An 18,051-nucleotide genomic window follows, 5' to 3' on the forward strand; every position below is an offset into this window, starting at 1 on the left:
CGCAATGACTCCCGAAGTCGCCGTCGACCTGTTCCGTGAAGCGCTGTGGCTGACCACCGTGATGGTCGCGGTGCTGGTGGTGCCGAGCCTGTTGGTGGGCCTGCTGGTGGCGATGTTCCAGGCCGCGACCCAGATCAACGAACAGACCTTGAGCTTCCTGCCGCGCCTGCTGGTGATGCTGGTCACCCTGATCGTCGCCGGCCCGTGGCTGGTGCAGACCTTCATGGAATACATCCTGCAGCTGTACGGCAGTATTCCGCAGTTGATCGGCTGACCCGATGCAATCCTTGCTGGCATTGACCGACACCCAGATCAGCACTTGGGTGGCGTCCTTCATTTTGCCGCTGTTCCGGATAACGGCCATGTTGATGGCCATGCCGGTGTTCGGCACGACCCTCGTGCCACGGCGGATCCGCTTGTATTTCGCCGTGGCTATTACGGTGGTGCTCGTGCCTGGCCTGCCGCCGATGCCGCCGGTCAATGCGCTGGACCTCAGTGCCCTGATGCTCATCGCCGAGCAGGTCCTGATCGGTACGCTGCTGGGCTTCTCGCTGCAGCTGTTTTTCCAGGCGTTTGTGATCGCCGGGCAAATCATCTCGATCCAGATGGGCATGGGCTTCGCGTCCATGGTCGACCCCACCAACGGCGTGTCGGCGGCGGTGATCGGGCAGTTCCTGACCATGCTGGTGACCTTGCTGTTCCTGGCGATGAACGGCCACCTGGTGGCGTTCGAGGTGCTGACCGAAAGCTTCACCACCTTGCCGGTGGGCTCGGGGCTGGTGGTCAACCATTTCTGGGAAGTGGTGGGGCGGCTTGGCTGGGTGTTGGGTGCCTCGCTGTTGCTGGTGCTGCCGGCCATTACTGCGTTGCTGGTGGTCAATATTGCGTTTGGCGTAATGACCCGTGCGGCGCCGCAACTGAACATCTTTTCGATCGGTTTCCCGTTGACCCTGGTATTGGGCATGGGGATTTTCTGGGTCGGCCTGGCTGACATTCTCAATCAGTATCAACCGCTGGCGACCGACGCCTTGCAGTTCTTACGTGACCTGGCACGGGCGCGCTGAGCCATGGCCGAGAGCGAGAGTGGTCAGGACAAAACAGAAGACCCCACGGAGAAACGCAAAAAGGACTCCAGGGAAAAGGGCGAGATTGCGCGCTCCAAAGAGCTCAATACCGTTGCCACCATGATGGCCGGCTCCGGCGCCTTGCTGATCTACGGCGGTGGCCTGGCGCTGGACTTGATGGAGCTGATGAAGCACAACTTCGCCTTGCCTCGTGAAGTGCTGCTCAACCCCGACGCCATGGGCCAGTACCTGCTGCACTCCGGCAAGATCGCGATCCTGGCGGTGCAGCCGATCCTGATCACCTTGCTGCTGGCCGCGCTGATTGGCCCGGTCGCCTTGGGTGGCTGGCTGTTCGCTGCCGGCAGCATGGCGCCCAAATTCAGCCGCATGAACCCCGGTGCCGGGCTTAAGCGCATGTTTTCCGCCAAGGCCTTGGTGGAGCTGCTCAAGGCCTTGGCCAAGTTCATCCTGATCCTGTTTGTGGCGTTGATGGTGTTGTCGTCCGACATCGACGACCTGCTGCGCATTGCCCATGAACCGCTGGAGTCGGCGATCATCCACAGCGTGCAGGTGGTGGGCTGGAGCGCGCTGTGGATGGCGGCGGGGCTGATCATCATCGCGGCGGTGGATGCGCCGATCCAGCTGTGGGAAAGCCACAAGAAGCTGCTGATGACCAAGCAGGAAGTGCGCGACGAGCACAAGGACCAGGAAGGCCGCCCCGAGGTCAAGCAGCGCATTCGCCAGCTGCAGCGGGAAATGTCCCAGCGCAAGATGATGGCCTCGGTGCCCGACGCCGACGTGATCATCACCAACCCGACCCACTACGCCGTGGCCCTCAAGTACGACCCGGAGAAGGGCGGCGCGCCGATGCTGCTGGCCAAGGGCAGCGATTTTACCGCGTTGAAAATCCGTGAAATTGCGGTGGCCCACGACATCCTCCTGCTGGAGTCGCCGGAGCTGGCGCGGTCGATCTTCTACTCCACCGACCTCGACCAGGAAATCCCTGCCGGGTTGTACCTGGCCGTGGCGCAGGTATTGGCCTATGTCTATCAGATTCGCCAGTACCGCTCGGGCAAGGGCAAACGCCCGGATCCGCTCAAAGACCTGCCAATCCCGCCGGAATTGCGCCGCGATTCCTGATTTCTGTCGGCTACCACTCGTCGTGAATGCCTGTCTACCTGTCAACTTTGACAGTAGCCGGCGTGTGCTTCTCGCGGTTCTATTACAGTCAGCACTGCGCACAGGCTGTAAACGAGATGCAGGGAGAGGGTTTTGAAGGTGTTTAGAGGCACGGTCAAATCTTATGACCGCAATACCGGGAAAGGTTGGATTGCCCTGGAAGGTGAGGACGACGTGCAAGTGGATCTTTTCAGTTCACGATGGATTTGGCTTGCCGTGGGCCAGCAAGTGGAGTTTCACATGATCCACCGACCCCGTGGCGTTTTTGCGAGAGACGTCAAAGTTATCCCGCGAGTCCTTGAATGAGATGTGAGGAGAACGGTAATGGCAACAGGCACAGTGAAATGGTTTAACGCGGAGAAGGGGTTTGGGTTTATCACTCAAGATGGTGGGGGCGATGTATTTGTCCACTTCTCGGCCATCAAGGGCGACGGATTCAAGACGCTTGAGGAACATCAAAAAGTGGAGTTCGAGGTTACCCAGGGCCCCAAAGGTGCTCAGGCTGAAAGCGTCCGCATCCTATGAGCTTCATGATCGTTCCCGCAGGGTGGTGCAGGAACGATCGGTCATCAGGCCGTTAAGCGTTCGCTACTCTCCAGCACTCTGTCGGCCAGCAGCTTCGCGAGGCCAATCAACTGCGTAACGCCCAGCGCACCTTCGCGTTTTGCCCCGTCCAATTCAAAGGCAAAGTCACTCATCAGCGCCTCGGCCGAGGCGAGGGTTTCGGTGAGGTTGACCAGCAGGTCTTCGGTTTTCAGGTGGTCTGCGACGGTGAACAGGCTGATGGGGGGATTTGGGGTGGGTTTGATCATTGTGAAACTCCATTGGTAAGTGGAGCCGCCACTGATCGCCGCGATGCGATGGAGGGTGGCAGCTGTGCGCAGGTTCGCGGACCGGTTACCAATGGACCCGGCATACCCGAGGGTATCCCGCGCACAGCCACCATAAGGCCGCACAGTAGACGATAAAAAGGCGTCAACTGAAAGCGGACAATGGCGCTTCTGCGCATTGGTAAGCCGGGCCGCGACGCCCGACCACTGCGTTTGCAGCGGTGTACGGAGACTAGAGAGCGGCTTTCCTAGGGGCAACCGCAAAACCTTGTCAGAAATTTCCTCATCTCTACCCGCGAACCCCTGTGGTGAGGGAGCTTGCTCCCGCTGGGGCGCGTAGCGCCCCCAAATCCTATGTATGCGATCGGTCAGGTAAATCGCATCGGCTGGTTTTGGGGCTGCTACGCAGCCCAGCGGGAGCAAGCTCCCTCGCCACAGGTGCGACATGATCTGCGGCATGGGGCAAAAGTTGGAAGGCTTCTTGCAATACCGCCTGCAGGACGCCTCCCGGCGTCAAAAGTTTGCTTCAAGGAAACGAGGAATACCGGTGGTGGATCGCTCTCAAATGTTCGGCACGGCCCGTACCACCCTGACTGACCTCTCGCGGGGCAATCTGGGTGTGCCGTTGTTGTTGCTGGTCATGCTGGCAATGATGATGTTGCCGATGCCGCCGTTCCTGTTGGACGTGTTCTTCACCTTCAACATCGCCCTGTCGGTGGTGGTGCTGCTGGTGTGCGTCTACGCCTTGCGGCCGCTGGATTTCGCGGTATTCCCCACCATTTTGCTGGTCGCGACCCTGTTGCGCCTGGCGCTGAACGTGGCGTCGACCCGTGTGGTCATGCTCCACGGCCAGGACGGCCACGCCGCCGCCGGTAAGGTGATCCAGGCCTTCGGTGAGGTGGTGATCGGCGGTAACTACGTGGTCGGTATCGTGGTGTTTGCGATCCTGATGATCATCAACTTCGTGGTGGTGACCAAGGGCGCCGGGCGGATCTCCGAGGTGAGCGCGCGCTTTACCCTCGACGCCATGCCCGGCAAACAGATGGCCATCGACGCCGACCTCAACGCCGGCCTGATCGACCAGAACCAAGCTAAAACCCGTCGTTTGGAAGTCGCCCAGGAAGCCGAGTTCTACGGCTCCATGGACGGTGCCAGTAAATTCGTGCGCGGTGACGCCATTGCGGGCCTGCTGATTCTGTTCATCAACCTCATCGGCGGCATGGCAGTCGGCATCTTCCAACACGGTATGACTTTCGGCGATGCGGGCAAGGTGTACGCCTTGCTGACCATCGGTGACGGTTTAGTGGCGCAATTGCCATCACTGTTGTTATCCACAGCAGCGGCGATCATGGTGACCCGTGCTTCGGGCTCCGAAGACATGGGCAAGCAGATCAGCCGCCAGATGTTCGCCTCGCCCAAGGCGCTGGCCGTGGCGGCGGGCATTATGGCGATCATGGGCATCGTGCCGGGCATGCCGCACGTGTCGTTCCTCAGCATGGCTGCGCTGGCCGGTGGCGGTGCGTACCTGTTCTGGAAGAAGCAGAACGCCGTCAAGGTTCAAGCCTTGCAGGAAGTCGCGCGCCAGCAGGAGCTGCTGCCATCCCCGGCCCGCGCCCAGGAAACCAAGGAGCTTGGCTGGGATGACGTGACCCCGATCGACATGATCGGCCTGGAAGTCGGCTATCGCCTGATTCCGCTGGTGGACCGCAACCAGGGCGGGCAATTGCTCGCGCGGATCAAGGGTGTGCGCAAGAAGCTGTCCCAGGACCTGGGCTTTTTGATGCCCACTGTGCATATCCGCGACAACCTCGACCTGGCGCCCAGTGCCTACCGCTTGACGCTGATGGGCGTGATTCTGGCCGAAGCCGAGATCTACCCGGACCGCGAGCTGGCGATCAACCCTGGGCAGGTGTTCGGCAGCCTCAATGGCATCACCGCCAAAGATCCGGCTTTTGGCCTGGAAGCGGTATGGATCGAAATCAGCCAGCGCAGCCAGGCCCAGTCGCTCGGCTATACCGTGGTGGACGCCAGCACCGTGGTTGCCACTCACCTTAACCAGATTCTGTACAAGCACTCCCATGAGCTGATCGGCCACGAGGAAGTCCAGCAATTGATGGGTTTGCTCGGCAAAGCCTCACCAAAACTCGCCGAAGAGCTGGTGCCGGGCGTGCTGTCGTTGTCGCAATTGCTCAAAGTGCTGCAGGCGCTGCTGGCCGAACAAGTGCCGGTACGCGACATTCGCAGCATCGCCGAGGCCATCGCCAACAACGCCGCCAAGAGTCAAGATACTGCCGCCTTGGTGGCTGCGGTGCGCGTCGGATTGTCGCGTGCAATCGTGCAAAGCATTGTAGGGCTTGACTCCGAGCTGCCTGTGATCACCTTGGAACCAAGGTTGGAACAAATATTGCTCAATAGTATTCAGAAGGCAGGACAAGGCCAGGAAGAGGGCGTTCTGCTGGAGCCAAGCATGGCTGAGAAGCTGCAGCGTTCGTTGATCGACGCCGCACAGCGCCAGGAAATGCAGGGCCAACCGGTGATCCTGCTGGTGGCAGGCCCCGTCCGGGCGATGTTGTCGCGGTTTGGGCGCCTGGCAGTACCGAATTTGCACGTTTTGGCTTATCAGGAAATTCCTGACAACAAGCAAGTGACTATCGTCGCGACAGTAGGGCCCAACGGCTGAGGGTAGTGGGTTATGCAAGTTAAGCGTTTTTTCGCCGCCGATATGCGTCAGGCCATGAAACTGGTTCGTGATGAGCTGGGCGCCGACGCCGCGATTATCGGAAACCGTCGTATTGCCGGCGGTGTCGAGCTGACGGCTGCCCTGGATTACACCCCCCAGGCCCTGGCGCCACGCGTGCCGAACATGGAGCTTGAAGACGAGCTGCGCAAGACCGCTTCGCGCATTGTCTCGGCCCAGGCTGAGCTGAGCATGCGGGGCGACAGCGATGCCACCACCAATCGCCAGTTGTTCGCCGGCTTGCCGTTGACCGCTGCCGAGCCGCTGGTCGAGCCCACCTTCAAAGAGCCGCCACGTCCGGCCGCGCCTGCCCCGGCTGCGGCTGTTGACCAGCGCGTGTTCGACTCGATGCGCTTTGAACTCAACGGCTTGCGCGAACTGCTCGAAGTGCAGCTTGGCTCGCTGGCCTGGACCCAATTGCAAGGCAGCAAGCCGCAACAGGCCAACCTGTGGCGCCGCCTGCAACGCATCGGCTTGTCCGGCCCGTTGTCCCGCGACCTGCTGGCGCTGACCACCGAAATCGAAGAACCCCGCCAGGCCTGGCGCATGTTGCTGGCCCACTTGGCGCGCATGATTGCCACCCCGGAAATCGAACCCCTGGAAGAGGGCGGTGTGATTGCCATGGTCGGTCCTGCCGGCATGGGCAAGACCACCACCCTGGCCAAGCTGGCCGCACGCTATGTGCTCAAGTACGGCGCGCAGAATATCGCGCTGGTGAGCATGGACAGCTACCGCATTGGCGCCCAGGAACAGCTCAAGACCCTGGGCCGGATCCTCAATGTATCGGTGACCCATGTCGACCCGGGCCAGTCCCTGGCCAACGCCCTCGACCCGCTGCTGCGCAAGCGTGTGGTGCTGATCGATACCGCCGGCCTGCAAGCCAGCGACCCGGCGTTGCGCATGCAACTGGAAAGCCTGGCCGGTCGCGGCATCAAGTCGAAAAATTACCTGGTGCTTGCAACCACCAGCCAGAAACAAGTTCTTACCGCTGCGTACCACAGTTACAAGCGTTGTGGCCTGGCCGGTTGCATCCTCACCAAGCTCGACGAAACTGCGAGCCTGGGCGAGGTGCTGAGCCTGGCCATCAGTCATGAATTGCCGGTCGCCTACCTGACCGACGGACCGCGGATCCCGGATGATCTGCATCTGCCGCGCCGTCATCAGTTGGTCAGCCGCGCAGTCAGCGTGCAAATGCAAGAAGAGCCTAGCGAGGAAGCGATGGCCGATATGTTCGCCGACCTTTACCACAGCCCGGCAAAACGGGTGGGTTGAGTCAGGATGAACACCGTGAAATGTACCTACATCGATGGTCTGCAAGCGATTCACGCGGCCAAGCCATGTAGCCTGCGTCTAAGCAAGACAAGGTAAAGAAATAAAATGGGCAGCATGCATCCCGTACAGGTGATCGCGGTGACCGGCGGCAAAGGTGGCGTCGGGAAAACTAACGTGTCAGTGAATTTGTCCCTGGCCCTGGCAGAGCTTGGCCGTCGCGTCATGCTGCTGGATGCTGACCTGGGGCTGGCGAACGTCGACGTTCTGCTGGGGCTGACGCCCAAACACACCCTTGCCGATGTGATCGAGGGCCGCTGTGAGCTGCGCGATGTGCTGCTGCAGGGCCCAGGCGGCATCCGCATCGTGCCTGCCGCCTCCGGCACCCAGAGCATGGTGCACCTGAGCCCGGCACAGCATGCCGGGCTGATCCAGGCCTTCAGTGATATCGGCGACAACCTCGACGTGCTGGTGATTGACACCGCGGCCGGGATCGGCGAGTCCGTGGTCAGCTTCGTGCGCGCCGCGCAGGAAGTATTGCTGGTGGTCTGCGACGAACCCACCTCGATCACCGACGCCTACGCCCTGATCAAACTGCTTAACCGTGACTACGGCATGAACCGCTTCCGCGTCCTGGCCAACATGGCCCAGAGCCCGCAGGAAGGGCGCAACCTGTTCGCCAAGTTGACCAAGGTCACGGATCGCTTCCTCGATGTCGCCTTACAATACGTCGGCGCAGTTCCCTACGACGAGTGTGTGCGCAAGGCTGTGCAAAAGCAGCGTGCAGTCTACGAAGCGTTCCCTCGTTCCAAATGCGCATTGGCGTTCAAGGCTATTGCCCAGAAGGTCGATACCTGGCCGTTGCCCGCCAACCCTCGGGGGCATCTGGAGTTTTTCGTCGAGCGATTGGTGCATCAGACGAGCGCAGGACCCGTGCTATGACAGCGAACGGCTATAACGCTTACAAAAAGTCGGCCCGTGACAGCCAGGGTGAGTTGATCGAGCGCTATGCGCCACTGGTCAAGCGCATCGCCTATCACTTGCTGGCACGCCTGCCCGCCAGCGTCCAGGTCGAAGACCTGATCCAGGCGGGCATGATCGGTTTGCTCGAAGTGTCGACCAAATACGACGCGAGCAAAGGGGCGAGCTTCGAGACGTATGCGGGGATCCGTATCCGTGGCGCGATGCTCGACGAGGTGCGTAAAGGTGACTGGGCACCACGTTCGGTGCATCGCAATACGCGCATGGTCAGTGACGCAATTCGCGCAATTGAAGCAAAAACCGGTCGCGACGCTAAAGATCACGAAGTTGCGGCCGAACTCCAATTGAGTCTCGACGATTATTACGGGATTTTGAACGATACCTTGGGCAGCCGCCTGTTCAGTTTCGACGACCTCTTGCAGGACGGCGAGCACGAAGGGCTGCACGAGGATGGCGCGAGTGCTCATATGGAGCCGTCGCGTGACCTGGAGGATGAACGCTTCCAGGGTGCGCTGGCGGACGCGATTGCCAATTTGCCGGAACGTGAGCGGTTGGTGTTGGCGCTGTACTACGACGAAGAGCTGAACCTCAAGGAAATCGGTGAGGTCCTGGGGGTCAGCGAATCGCGGGTCAGCCAGTTGCACAGCCAGTGCGCAGCCCGCTTGCGGGGGCGTTTGGGAGAGTGGCGAGCGCGCTGACAGGCAGTGTGGGGACACTGCAGACGATACCGCGAGGGCAGCAAGCCTTCGCGGTTTCGACCCGTGGTGCCCGAGGCGTCCTTTTTGTGTAATGCCTGTTGATTGAAATGGCGCGTCCAGGTGCTGGGCGCGTTTAAGACTGCTTGGAGGTCGAATTGGACAAGAACATGAAAATCCTCATCGTTGATGACTTTTCAACGATGCGGCGGATCATAAAAAACCTGTTGCGTGACCTTGGGTTCACTAACACGGTCGAGGCGGATGACGGCATTACGGCGATTCCGATCCTCAACAGCGGGAGCATCGACTTTCTGGTAACGGACTGGAACATGCCGGGCATGACCGGTATCGACTTGCTGCGCCACGTGCGCGCTGACGAAAAACTACGCAGCCTTCCCGTGCTGATGGTGACCGCCGAAGCCAAGCGTGAACAGATCATCGAAGCCGCCCAAGCCGGGGTTAACGGTTACGTGGTCAAGCCATTCACTGCATTGGCCTTGAAAGAGAAGATCGAAAAAATCTTCGAACGCATCCACGGCTAATGCCATCGCGGGGGAGCTATGGAGCATAAAGAAACGTCACAGGGAGACTTTGAGTCGACCCTGAAAAAGCATGCTCACCAGTTGGTCGACAGCCTTGAAAAAGGCCAGTTCGGCGATGCGGTGCAGTTAATCCATGAGCTCAATCAGACCCGTGACCGCGGCCTGTATCAGGAAGTGGGCAAGCTCACGCGCGAGCTGCACAGTGCGATCGTCAATTTCCAGATTGACCCGCATATGCCCCAGGCCGAAGAGATCTCGCAGATCACCGATGCCACCGAACGCCTGTCCTATGTGGTCAGGCTGACTGAGGCGGCGGCCAACCGCACCATGGACCTGGTGGAAAACGCCACGCCCCTGGTCAACGGCATGGCCACCGAGGCCCAGGCCTTGAGCCACGACTGGGGCCGTTTCATGCGCCGCGAAGTCGGGGCTGAAGAGTTTCGTGAGTTGGCGCGTCGGGTCGACGGGTTCTTGTCACGCAGCGAGCAGGAAAACCGCACGGTTTCCAGCAACCTCAACGACATTCTGCTGGCCCAGGATTACCAGGACCTCACCGGTCAGGTGATCAAGCGTGTGACCCAATTGGTCACCGAAGTGGAAAGCAACTTGCTCAAATTGGTGCTTATGGCAGGCCAGGTTGATCGTTTCGCCGGCATTGAACATGACCGCGAAGCGATCCTCTCGGAAAAAGATCCACAAAAACATCTCGCCAAGGGTGAAGGTCCGCAGATTCATGCCGATAAACGTGAAGACGTTATGTCAGGTCAGGATGACGTAGATGACCTGTTATCCAGTTTAGGCTTCTAAGGAGCACACCCATGAGCTTCGGCGCCGATGAAGAGATCCTTCAGGATTTCCTTGTAGAGGCCGGCGAAATTTTAGAGCAACTGTCCGAGCAACTGGTCGAGCTGGAAAGCCGCCCGGATGATGCGAACCTGCTCAATGCAATTTTTCGCGGTTTTCATACTGTAAAAGGGGGCGCCGGCTTCCTCCAGCTCCATGAGCTGGTGGAGTGCTGCCACATCGCCGAGAACGTGTTCGACATCCTGCGCAAGGGTGAGCGTCACGTTGATTCGGAGTTGATGGACGTGATTCTCGAAGCACTCGATGCGGTCAACGGCATGTTCAGCGAAGTGCGCGAACGTGCCCCGATCACCGCAGCCACCCCGGAACTGCTGGCCGCCCTGGCGCGCTATGCCGAGCCTGCCGACCTGTCGGCTGCGCCGGTGGCTGAAGCGGCGCCGGAACCTGTGGCAGAGCCCGAAGCGGATGTGACCGACAGCGAGTTCGAACAGCTGCTCAACTCCCTCAGTGCCGTCAAGGCCGAGGCAGAAGCACCGGCCGCCGTTGCTCCGGCAGCGGCGCCGACCAGCGAAGACATTACCGACGCTGAGTTCGAATCCCTGCTCGACCAGTTGCACGGCAAAGGCCAGTTCGCGGCCGACGCCGTGCCACCGGCTGCTGCTGCCGCGGCACCTGCCGCGCCCGTCAGCACTGACATCACCGACGACGAATTTGAAGCGTTGCTCGACCAACTGCATGGCAAGGGCACCTTCGCGGCCGATGCCTTGCCGGCCGTCGCCGCCACGCCTGCAGCGGCTGCCAGCACTGCGGCGCCTGCCGCTGCTGCACCGGCAGGCGATGGGTTGATTTCCGATCACGAATTCGAATCCCTGCTGGACGAATTGCACGGCAAGGGCAAGTTCAGCGAAGTTGCTCCGGCCGCTGCGGTGGCCACGGCTGCACCGGTTGCCGCCAAAGCCGCCGCCCCGGCACCGGCCGCCAAGCCTGCGCCCGCACCGGCCGCCGCTCCGGCGCCTGCACGTGCTGCAGCGGCACCGGTCGCCGAGAAGCCCGCCAGTGAAGCCGAAACCACCGTGCGGGTTGATACCGCGCGCCTGGACGACATCATGAACATGGTCGGCGAACTGGTGCTGGTGCGTAACCGCCTGGTCCGCCTGGGCCTGAGCAGCGGCGATGAAGCCATGCAGAAGGCCGTGTCGAACCTCGACGTGGTGACCGCCGACCTGCAGACCGCCGTGATGAAAACGCGGATGCAGCCGATCAAGAAAGTCTTCGGCCGCTTCCCACGGCTGGTTCGTGACCTGGCTCGCCAGCTCAAGAAAGAGATCAACCTGGAACTGGTGGGTGAAGAAACCGACCTCGACAAAAACCTTGTCGAGGCCCTGGCCGACCCGCTGGTCCACTTGGTGCGCAACGCCGTCGACCACGGCGTGGAAACCCCGGAAGAACGTGAAGCTTCGGGCAAGTCCCGTGGCGGCAAGGTGATCCTGGCGGCGGAGCAAGAAGGCGACCACATCCTGCTGTCGATCACCGATGACGGCAAGGGCATGGACCCGAACATCTTGCGCAGCATCGCAGTCAAGCGTGGCGTGATGGACAAGGACGCCGCCGACCGCCTGACCGACACCGAGTGCTACAACCTGATCTTTGCCCCGGGCTTCTCGACCAAGACCGAGATCTCCGACGTGTCCGGCCGTGGCGTCGGCATGGACGTGGTGAAGACCAAGATCAGTCAGCTCAACGGCTCGATCAACATCTACTCGACCAAGGGCCAGGGCTCGAAGATCGTCATCAAGGTGCCGTTGACCCTGGCGATCATGCCGACCTTGATGGTGATGCTGGGCAACCAGGCGTTCGCCTTCCCGCTGGTCAACGTCAACGAAATCTTCCACCTCGACCTGTCGCGCACCAACGTGGTGGACGGCCAGGAAGTGGTGATCGTGCGCGACAAGGCGTTGCCGCTGTTTTACCTCAAGCGTTGGCTGGTGGCATCGGCTGCCCATGAAGAGCAGCGCGAAGGCCATGTGGTGATCCTCTCCGTGGGCACCCAGCGGATCGGCTTTGTCGTCGATCAGTTGGTGGGCCAGGAAGAAGTGGTCATCAAGCCTTTGGGCAAAATGCTGCAGGGAACCCCGGGCATGTCGGGTGCGACCATCACCGGTGACGGTCGGATCGCGCTGATTCTCGATGTTCCGAGCATGCTCAAGCGTTACGCCGCTCGGCGTATTTGATTCTGGTGGGGCAGGGCGGTAATGCCCGCCCCGCCTAACGGAGTGTTTATGGCAGTCAAGGTCCTGGTGGTGGACGATTCGGGTTTCTTCCGCCGTCGCGTCTCGGAAATTCTTTCCGCCGATCCAACGATCCAGGTGGTCGGCACGGCCACCAACGGCAAAGAAGCGATTGATCAAGCCATTGCGTTGAAGCCGGACGTGATCACCATGGACTACGAGATGCCGATGATGGATGGCATCACGGCAGTTCGCCATATCATGCAACGCTGCCCGACCCCGGTGTTGATGTTCTCCTCGCTGACCCACGAAGGCGCCCGAGTGACCCTCGACGCGTTGGACGCTGGCGCGGTGGATTTCCTGCCGAAGAATTTCGAAGACATCTCGCGCAACCCCGAGAAGGTCAAGCAGATGCTGTGCGAGAAGGTGCACAGCATTTCGCGCAGTAACCGACGCAGCCTGTTCAGCGCGCCGACGCCGACGCCGACGCCTGCACCGGCCGCGGCCCCGTCTGCGCCTGCGCCTTCGTTTGGTCGACCTGCTCCTGCGCCTGCGCCGGTTGCTCGGCCTGCCGTGGCGCCTGCCCGTGCATCGGCCTCCAGCGCTCACTCCCCGGCGCCCAAGCGCAAGGCCTACAAGCTGGTCGCCATCGGTACATCCACCGGCGGCCCGGTCGCCCTGCAGCGCGTGTTGACTCAACTGCCGGCCAACTTTCCGGCGCCGATTGTGCTGATCCAGCACATGCCCGCCGCCTTCACCAAAGCCTTCGCCGAACGCCTGGACAAGCTGTGCCGCATCACCGTCAAGGAAGCGGAGGATGGTGACATCCTGCGCCCTGGCCTGGCGTTGCTGGCCCCAGGTGGCAAGCAAATGATGGTGGACGGGCGTGGCGCGATCAAAATCCTGCCGGGCGATGAGCGCCTGAACTACAAGCCGTGCGTGGATATCACCTTCGGTTCGGCAGCCAAGTCCTACGGCGACAAAGTTCTGGCGGTGGTGCTCACCGGCATGGGCGCCGACGGCCGTGAAGGCGCGCGCCTGCTCAAGCAGGGCGGCAGCGCCATCTGGGCGCAGGACGAAGCCAGCTGCGTGATCTATGGCATGCCCATGGCCATCGTCAAAGCGGACCTGGCCGACGCGGTCTACAGCCTGGACGATATCGGCAAGCATCTGGTGGAGGCTTGCCTCTGATGGATGTATTGAGCCTGATCGGCATCATCATGGCGTTTGTCGCGATCATCGGCGGCAACTACCTCGAAGGCGGCCATCTCGGCGCCTTGGCCAACGGTCCGGCAGCGTTGATCGTGATTGGCGGCACGGTGGGCGCGGCATTGCTGCAGTCGCCCATGAGTTCGTTCAAGCGTGCCATGCAGATCCTGATCTGGATTATTTTCCCGCCGCGTGTCGACTTGCCGGGCGGCATCGACCGAGTGGTCAACTGGAGCCTCACCGCCCGCAAGGAAGGCCTGCTGGGCCTGGAAGGCGTGGCCGATGCCGAGCCCGACAGCTACGCGCGCAAAGGCCTGCAATTGCTGGTGGACGGTGCCGAGCCGGAAGCGATCCGCAGCATCCTGGAGGTGGATTTCTATACCCAGGAAAGCCGCGACATCAATGCCGCCAAAGTCTTTGAAAGCATGGGCGGCTACGCGCCGACCATCGGTATCATTGGTGCGGTCATGGGCCTGATCCACGTGATGGGCAACCTGGCCGACCCTTCGCAACTGGGCAGCGGGATTGCCGTGGCGTTTGTCGCCACCATCTACGGCGTGGCGAGTGCCAACTTGGTGCTGTTGCCGGTGGCGAGCAAGCTCAAGTCGATCGCCATGCGCCAGTCGCGTTATCGCGAAATGCTGCTCGAAGGCATCCTGTCGATCGCCGAGGGCGAGAACCCGCGTTCGATCGAATTGAAGCTCCAGGGCTTCATGGATTGATGACCATGAGTATTTACTTGTGGCGAGCGAGCTTGCTCGCGTTGGGCTGCGGAGCAGCCCTAAAACCAGGCACCGCAATCTTTCTGAAGAAACGCGGTGCCTGGATCAGGGCCGCTTCGCGCCCCAACGCGAGCAAGCTCGCTCGCCACAATGAACCGGTTGGCAGTGAGTCTTGTGTTCAGGGAGGTAGTTGCCTGTGAGCCGTCGCCGTCGCGAGCCTGAAGAACACGTCAACCACGAACGCTGGCTGGTGTCCTACGCGGACTTCATCACCTTGCTGTTCGCGTTTTTTGTGGTGATGTACTCCATCTCGTCGGTCAATGAAGGCAAGTACAAAGTCATTTCCCAGGCGCTGATCGGCGTGTTCAACGACGCCGACCGCGCCCTCAAGCCGATTCCTATCGGTGAAGAACGGCCCAAGACCGTGACCCCGGCCAAGCCGCTGGTCAACGACAGTGACGAAACCGCCGCCGGCGTGGGCGGCACCAGCGATCCGCTGAAAAGCATCGCCGACGACATCAGTGCCGCGTTTGGCGACCTTATCAGCTCCAACCAGATGACCGTGCGTGGCAATGAGTTGTGGGTGGAGATCGAGCTCAATTCCAGCCTGCTGTTCGCCAGCGCCGATGCGATGCCCAGCGACCAGGCGTTTACCATCATCGACAAAGTGGCGTCGATCCTGCGGCCGTTTGAAAACCCGATCCACGTTGAAGGCTTTACCGACAACTTTCCGATCAACACGGCGCAGTACCCGACCAACTGGGAACTGTCTTCGGCGCGTGCCGCCAGCATCGTTCGCATGCTCGCGATGCAGGGCGTGAACCCCGGACGGCTGGCCTCGGTGGGGTACGGCGAGTTCCAGCCGGTGGCCAATAACGCTACGGTGGAAGGCCGCGCGCGCAACCGTCGCGTGGTGCTGGTGGTGTCCCGCAACCTGGATGTACGCCGCAGCCTGACCGGCACGGGCACCGCCAATGCAACACCGGATGCGGCCTTGAAGCGGGCTGGCACACAAACTGCACCGGCCCCTGCAAAGCCGCCGGTTCGTCAGAGTGCCGTCAATTCTCCGTCGCCGGCTCAATAACCTATGCAATGTCTCGGTCGCGCCAATGCCTGCCGGGAGGAACCAACCGAATGAGAGTCTGGGCAGTTGCCAATCAAAAAGGTGGAGTCGGCAAGACCACCACCTCCATCGCTTTAGCCGGCTTGCTGGCGGAGGCGGGCAAGCGTGTGGTCGTGGTGGACCTGGATCCCCATGGCTCGATGACCAGCTATTTCGGCTACGACCCGGATGCGCTGGAGCACAGCAACTACGACCTGTTCCTGCACAAAGGCAGCGTGCCTGCCGACTTGCCGGGGCAACTGCTGCTGCCGACCAGCAATGAAAGCATTTCCTTGCTGCCGTCCAGCACCGCGCTGGCAACCCTTGAGCGCCAGTCGCCGGGGCAGAGTGGCCTGGGCCTGGTGATCGCCAAGACCCTGGCGCAACTGTGGCAGGACTTCGACTACGCGATTATCGACAGCCCGCCGTTGCTGGGCGTGCTGATGGTCAACGCCTTGGCGGCCAGCCAGCAACTGGTGATCCCGGTGCAGACCGAACACCTGGCGGTCAAAGGCCTGGAGCGTATGGTCAGCACCCTCGCGATGATCAACCGCTCGCGTAAGCAGGCGTTGCCCTACAGCATCGTGCCGACCCTGTTCGACCGTCGCACCCAGGCGTCCCTCGGCACGTTGCGCGTATTGCGCGATGCCTACCCGGACACCATCTGGAATGGCTACATACCGGTGGACACGCGCCTGCGTGACGCCAGCCGCGCCGGCCTGACGCCGTCGCAGTTCGACGGCAAGAGCCGTGGCGTGCTGGCGTACCGCGCGTTGCTCAAGCACCTGCTGTCCCAGCAACTTGTGGCGCAGGTGGCGTGATGAACCGTCCCGTCGAACTCAAGACCAAGACCCGGCCGCAACTGGCGCTGGAATCCTATCTGGATGCCTTGCTGCAGGAGGCCACGGCGCAAGAACTGCCCGAACCGATCCTGGTGCTGGAGCCCGCCGTCGAACCCGAAGCCGCACTGGATGAATTCCAGTTGGCGGTGCTGGAAGAACAAGCGCGTGATGCGCAGATTGTGGTGCCGATCACGCCCACGGTGGTGGCGCCTGTCGTGGCTGCGCCTGTGGTGGTTGCACCCGTGGTGGTCGAGCCGGTGGTCGAAGTCCATCTGCCGCCGAGCATCACACCGCCACCGGTCACCGGTGATGGCCGCCCGGCGTGGGCCGCCGAGCCGTTCGAGTGCCTGCTGTTCGACGTCGCCGGGCTGACCCTGGCGGTGCCACTGGTCTGCCTGGGCTCGATCTATTCCCTGGAAGGCCAGGAGCTGACGCCGCTGTTCGGGCAACCGGAGTGGTTCCTCGGCATCCTGCCCAGCCAGGCCGGCAACCTTAAGGTGCTGGACACCGCGCGTTGGGTCATGCCCGACCGCTACCGCGATGATTTTCGCCAGGGCTTGCAGTATGTGATTTCGGTGCAAGGCTATGAGTGGGGGCTGGCGGTGCATCAAGTCAGCCGCTCGTTGCGCCTGGACCCGAACGAAATCAAATGGCGCAGCCACCGGGGCCAACGGCCTTGGCTGGCGGGTACCGTGATCGAACACATGTGCGCGTTGCTCGACGTAGCCGAACTGGCCGAGTTGATTGCCAGTGGCGCGGTCAAGGCGATGCCACAGAACAAACGCAGTTGATTGAACAATAAGGTCCGCATGCGAGTGCGGTCAGCGAAGCACACACGCCGTATACATCGGCATTTGAGGGGTCAGGGGTATGAATAAGTCAGCGTCCGCACAAGGTTTAGATGATCCGATCCTGCAATGGGTTACCTTCAAACTGGACAACGAAACCTACGGCATTAACGTGATGCGCGTGCAGGAAGTGCTGCGCTACACCGAGATCGCTCCGGTACCGGGTGCGCCAAGCTACGTGCTGGGCATCATCAACCTGCGCGGCAACGTGGTCACGGTCATCGACACGCGTCAGCGTTTCGGCCTGGATACCGTTGAAGTCAGCGACAACACGCGCATCGTGATCATTGAAGCCGACAAGCAAGTGGTCGGTATCATGGTCGACAGCGTGGCCGAAGTGGTTTACCTGCGCCAATCGGAAGTGGAAACCGCGCCGAACGTCGGTAACGAAGAATCCGCCAAATTCATCCAGGGCGTGTGCAACAAGAACAACGAACTGCTGATTCTGGTTGAGCTGGACAAGATGATGAGCGAAGAAGAATGGTCGGAACTGGAGAGCATCTGATTGTTCTTTGAGGCCGTGGTAATTGTCCTGGCCCTGTTGTGGGCCGGGACGTTGGCATTCTTGCTGCGTTATGTGCGCCAGCAGCGTGAGTTGGGCCTGCAACAGGCCGAGCGTGATGCGGTGCGTGACCGGCGCATTCTGGAGTTGGTCAAGCGGGTTGATCATTACCAGCAGAGTGCGGTGAAGGTGGGGGATGAGGTGCATGAACTGCGCGCCATACTTGCGCCGTTGCCCGATAAACTTGCGCAGATTGAGCAGCGGGATCCTTCCAGTCTTTCGTTTGCACAGGCGGCGAAGTTGGTGGGGATGGGGGCTACGGTGGATGAGCTTACTCAATCGTGTGGGTTGACCCAGGCTGAGGCGCAGTTGATGAGTAAGCTTCATAAGAGCTGACTGGGTACATATCCATTGCTGCGGTAAAGGCTAACCCGGCGTCCTGCCGGTTTACCCACGCTCCAAAGCCTGCGTTCGGCCAGCGCGTTTGACTGGGC

General features: G+C 61.1%; 20 protein-coding genes. 19 read left to right on the forward strand and 1 reads right to left on the reverse strand.

Going from position 1 to position 18,051, the window contains the following annotated elements; genetic code table 11:
• The first annotated feature begins 4 nt into the window (after positions 1-4).
• The 5 genes from fliQ to K7431_RS17300 all read left to right on the forward strand — a co-directional run bounded on the left by fliQ (position 5) and on the right by K7431_RS17300 (position 2,768).
• On the forward strand, positions 5-274 hold the full coding sequence (gene fliQ / locus K7431_RS17280; protein ID WP_010208761.1) for a flagellar biosynthesis protein FliQ: 270 nt from the start codon (positions 5-7) through the stop codon (positions 272-274).
• A gap of 4 nt (positions 275-278) precedes the next feature.
• Positions 279-1,064 (forward strand): flagellar biosynthetic protein FliR, encoded by a 786-nt coding sequence (gene fliR, locus K7431_RS17285; RefSeq protein WP_043205710.1) that lies wholly within the window; start codon positions 279-281, stop codon positions 1,062-1,064.
• A 3-nt stretch (positions 1,065-1,067) separates the two neighbouring features.
• On the forward strand, positions 1,068-2,204 hold the full coding sequence (gene flhB, locus K7431_RS17290) for a flagellar biosynthesis protein FlhB (RefSeq protein WP_015885178.1): 1,137 nt from the start codon (positions 1,068-1,070) through the stop codon (positions 2,202-2,204).
• A gap of 138 nt (positions 2,205-2,342) precedes the next feature.
• Positions 2,343-2,549, forward strand: coding sequence for a cold-shock protein (locus K7431_RS17295; RefSeq protein WP_224265914.1), 207 nt, complete (start codon positions 2,343-2,345; stop codon positions 2,547-2,549).
• A gap of 18 nt (positions 2,550-2,567) precedes the next feature.
• Positions 2,568-2,768, forward strand: a complete 201-nt coding sequence (locus K7431_RS17300; RefSeq protein ID WP_043205708.1) for a cold-shock protein — start codon at positions 2,568-2,570, stop codon at positions 2,766-2,768.
• 44 nt (positions 2,769-2,812) lie between these two features.
• Here the strand turns inward: K7431_RS17300 and K7431_RS17305 are convergent, their stop codons facing one another.
• The gene (locus tag K7431_RS17305) at positions 2,813-3,055 is read right to left on the reverse strand and encodes a DUF6124 family protein (RefSeq protein WP_015885177.1); all 243 of its coding nucleotides are present in this window, start codon (positions 3,053-3,055) and stop codon (positions 2,813-2,815) included.
• A 583-nt stretch (positions 3,056-3,638) separates the two neighbouring features.
• On the opposite strand from K7431_RS17305, the gene flhA reads away from it, so the two are divergent.
• The 14 genes from flhA to K7431_RS17375 all read left to right on the forward strand — a co-directional run bounded on the left by flhA (position 3,639) and on the right by K7431_RS17375 (position 17,953).
• Positions 3,639-5,753: a flagellar biosynthesis protein FlhA gene (flhA, locus tag K7431_RS17310; RefSeq protein ID WP_255610971.1), complete on the forward strand. Its 2,115-nt coding sequence runs from the start codon at positions 3,639-3,641 to the stop codon at positions 5,751-5,753.
• Positions 5,754-5,765: 12 nt separating this feature from the next.
• Positions 5,766-7,082, forward strand: a complete 1,317-nt coding sequence (flhF, locus tag K7431_RS17315; protein ID WP_015885175.1) for a flagellar biosynthesis protein FlhF — start codon at positions 5,766-5,768, stop codon at positions 7,080-7,082.
• 105 nt (positions 7,083-7,187) lie between these two features.
• A complete protein-coding gene (fleN, locus tag K7431_RS17320) occupies positions 7,188-8,021 on the forward strand; it encodes a flagellar synthesis regulator FleN (protein ID WP_003192912.1) in 834 nt (277 codons plus the stop codon).
• Positions 8,018-8,758 (forward strand): RNA polymerase sigma factor FliA, encoded by a 741-nt coding sequence (fliA, locus tag K7431_RS17325; RefSeq protein WP_015885174.1) that lies wholly within the window; start codon positions 8,018-8,020, stop codon positions 8,756-8,758. The genes fleN and fliA overlap by 4 nt, the downstream gene beginning before the upstream one ends.
• Positions 8,759-8,925: 167 nt before the next feature.
• Positions 8,926-9,300 carry a chemotaxis response regulator CheY gene (locus tag K7431_RS17330; protein ID WP_015885173.1) on the forward strand — a complete coding sequence of 125 codons (375 nt, stop codon included), beginning with the start codon at positions 8,926-8,928 and terminating at the stop codon, positions 9,298-9,300.
• 18 nt (positions 9,301-9,318) lie between these two features.
• Positions 9,319-10,107, forward strand: a complete 789-nt coding sequence (locus K7431_RS17335; protein ID WP_015885172.1) for a protein phosphatase CheZ — start codon at positions 9,319-9,321, stop codon at positions 10,105-10,107.
• A gap of 11 nt (positions 10,108-10,118) precedes the next feature.
• Complete coding sequence (locus K7431_RS17340) at positions 10,119-12,335, forward strand: chemotaxis protein CheA (protein ID WP_015885171.1); 2,217 nt, start codon at positions 10,119-10,121, stop codon at positions 12,333-12,335.
• A gap of 48 nt (positions 12,336-12,383) precedes the next feature.
• A complete protein-coding gene (locus K7431_RS17345) occupies positions 12,384-13,523 on the forward strand; it encodes a protein-glutamate methylesterase/protein-glutamine glutaminase (protein ID WP_015885170.1) in 1,140 nt (379 codons plus the stop codon).
• Positions 13,523-14,263 (forward strand): flagellar motor protein, encoded by a 741-nt coding sequence (locus K7431_RS17350; protein WP_010166125.1) that lies wholly within the window; start codon positions 13,523-13,525, stop codon positions 14,261-14,263. The genes K7431_RS17345 and K7431_RS17350 overlap by 1 nt, the downstream gene beginning before the upstream one ends.
• Before the next feature lie 196 nt (positions 14,264-14,459).
• Positions 14,460-15,347 carry a flagellar motor protein MotD gene (gene motD, locus K7431_RS17355; protein ID WP_043205705.1) on the forward strand — a complete coding sequence of 296 codons (888 nt, stop codon included), beginning with the start codon at positions 14,460-14,462 and terminating at the stop codon, positions 15,345-15,347.
• A 50-nt stretch (positions 15,348-15,397) separates the two neighbouring features.
• Positions 15,398-16,186 carry a ParA family protein gene (locus K7431_RS17360; RefSeq protein WP_015885168.1) on the forward strand — a complete coding sequence of 263 codons (789 nt, stop codon included), beginning with the start codon at positions 15,398-15,400 and terminating at the stop codon, positions 16,184-16,186.
• Positions 16,186-16,998 (forward strand): CheW domain-containing protein, encoded by an 813-nt coding sequence (locus tag K7431_RS17365; RefSeq protein WP_015885167.1) that lies wholly within the window; start codon positions 16,186-16,188, stop codon positions 16,996-16,998. The genes K7431_RS17360 and K7431_RS17365 overlap by 1 nt, the downstream gene beginning before the upstream one ends.
• Positions 16,999-17,077: 79 nt before the next feature.
• Positions 17,078-17,560 carry a chemotaxis protein CheW gene (locus tag K7431_RS17370; RefSeq protein ID WP_005790025.1) on the forward strand — a complete coding sequence of 161 codons (483 nt, stop codon included), beginning with the start codon at positions 17,078-17,080 and terminating at the stop codon, positions 17,558-17,560.
• Positions 17,561-17,953: a DUF2802 domain-containing protein gene (locus K7431_RS17375; protein ID WP_015885166.1), complete on the forward strand. Its 393-nt coding sequence runs from the start codon at positions 17,561-17,563 to the stop codon at positions 17,951-17,953.
• The last annotated feature ends 98 nt before the right edge of the window (positions 17,954-18,051 follow it).

It is taken from the genome of Pseudomonas fluorescens group sp., assembly GCF_020093335.1.
In the GTDB taxonomy this organism is placed as follows: Bacteria; Pseudomonadota; Gammaproteobacteria; order Pseudomonadales; family Pseudomonadaceae; genus Aquipseudomonas; species Aquipseudomonas petroselini.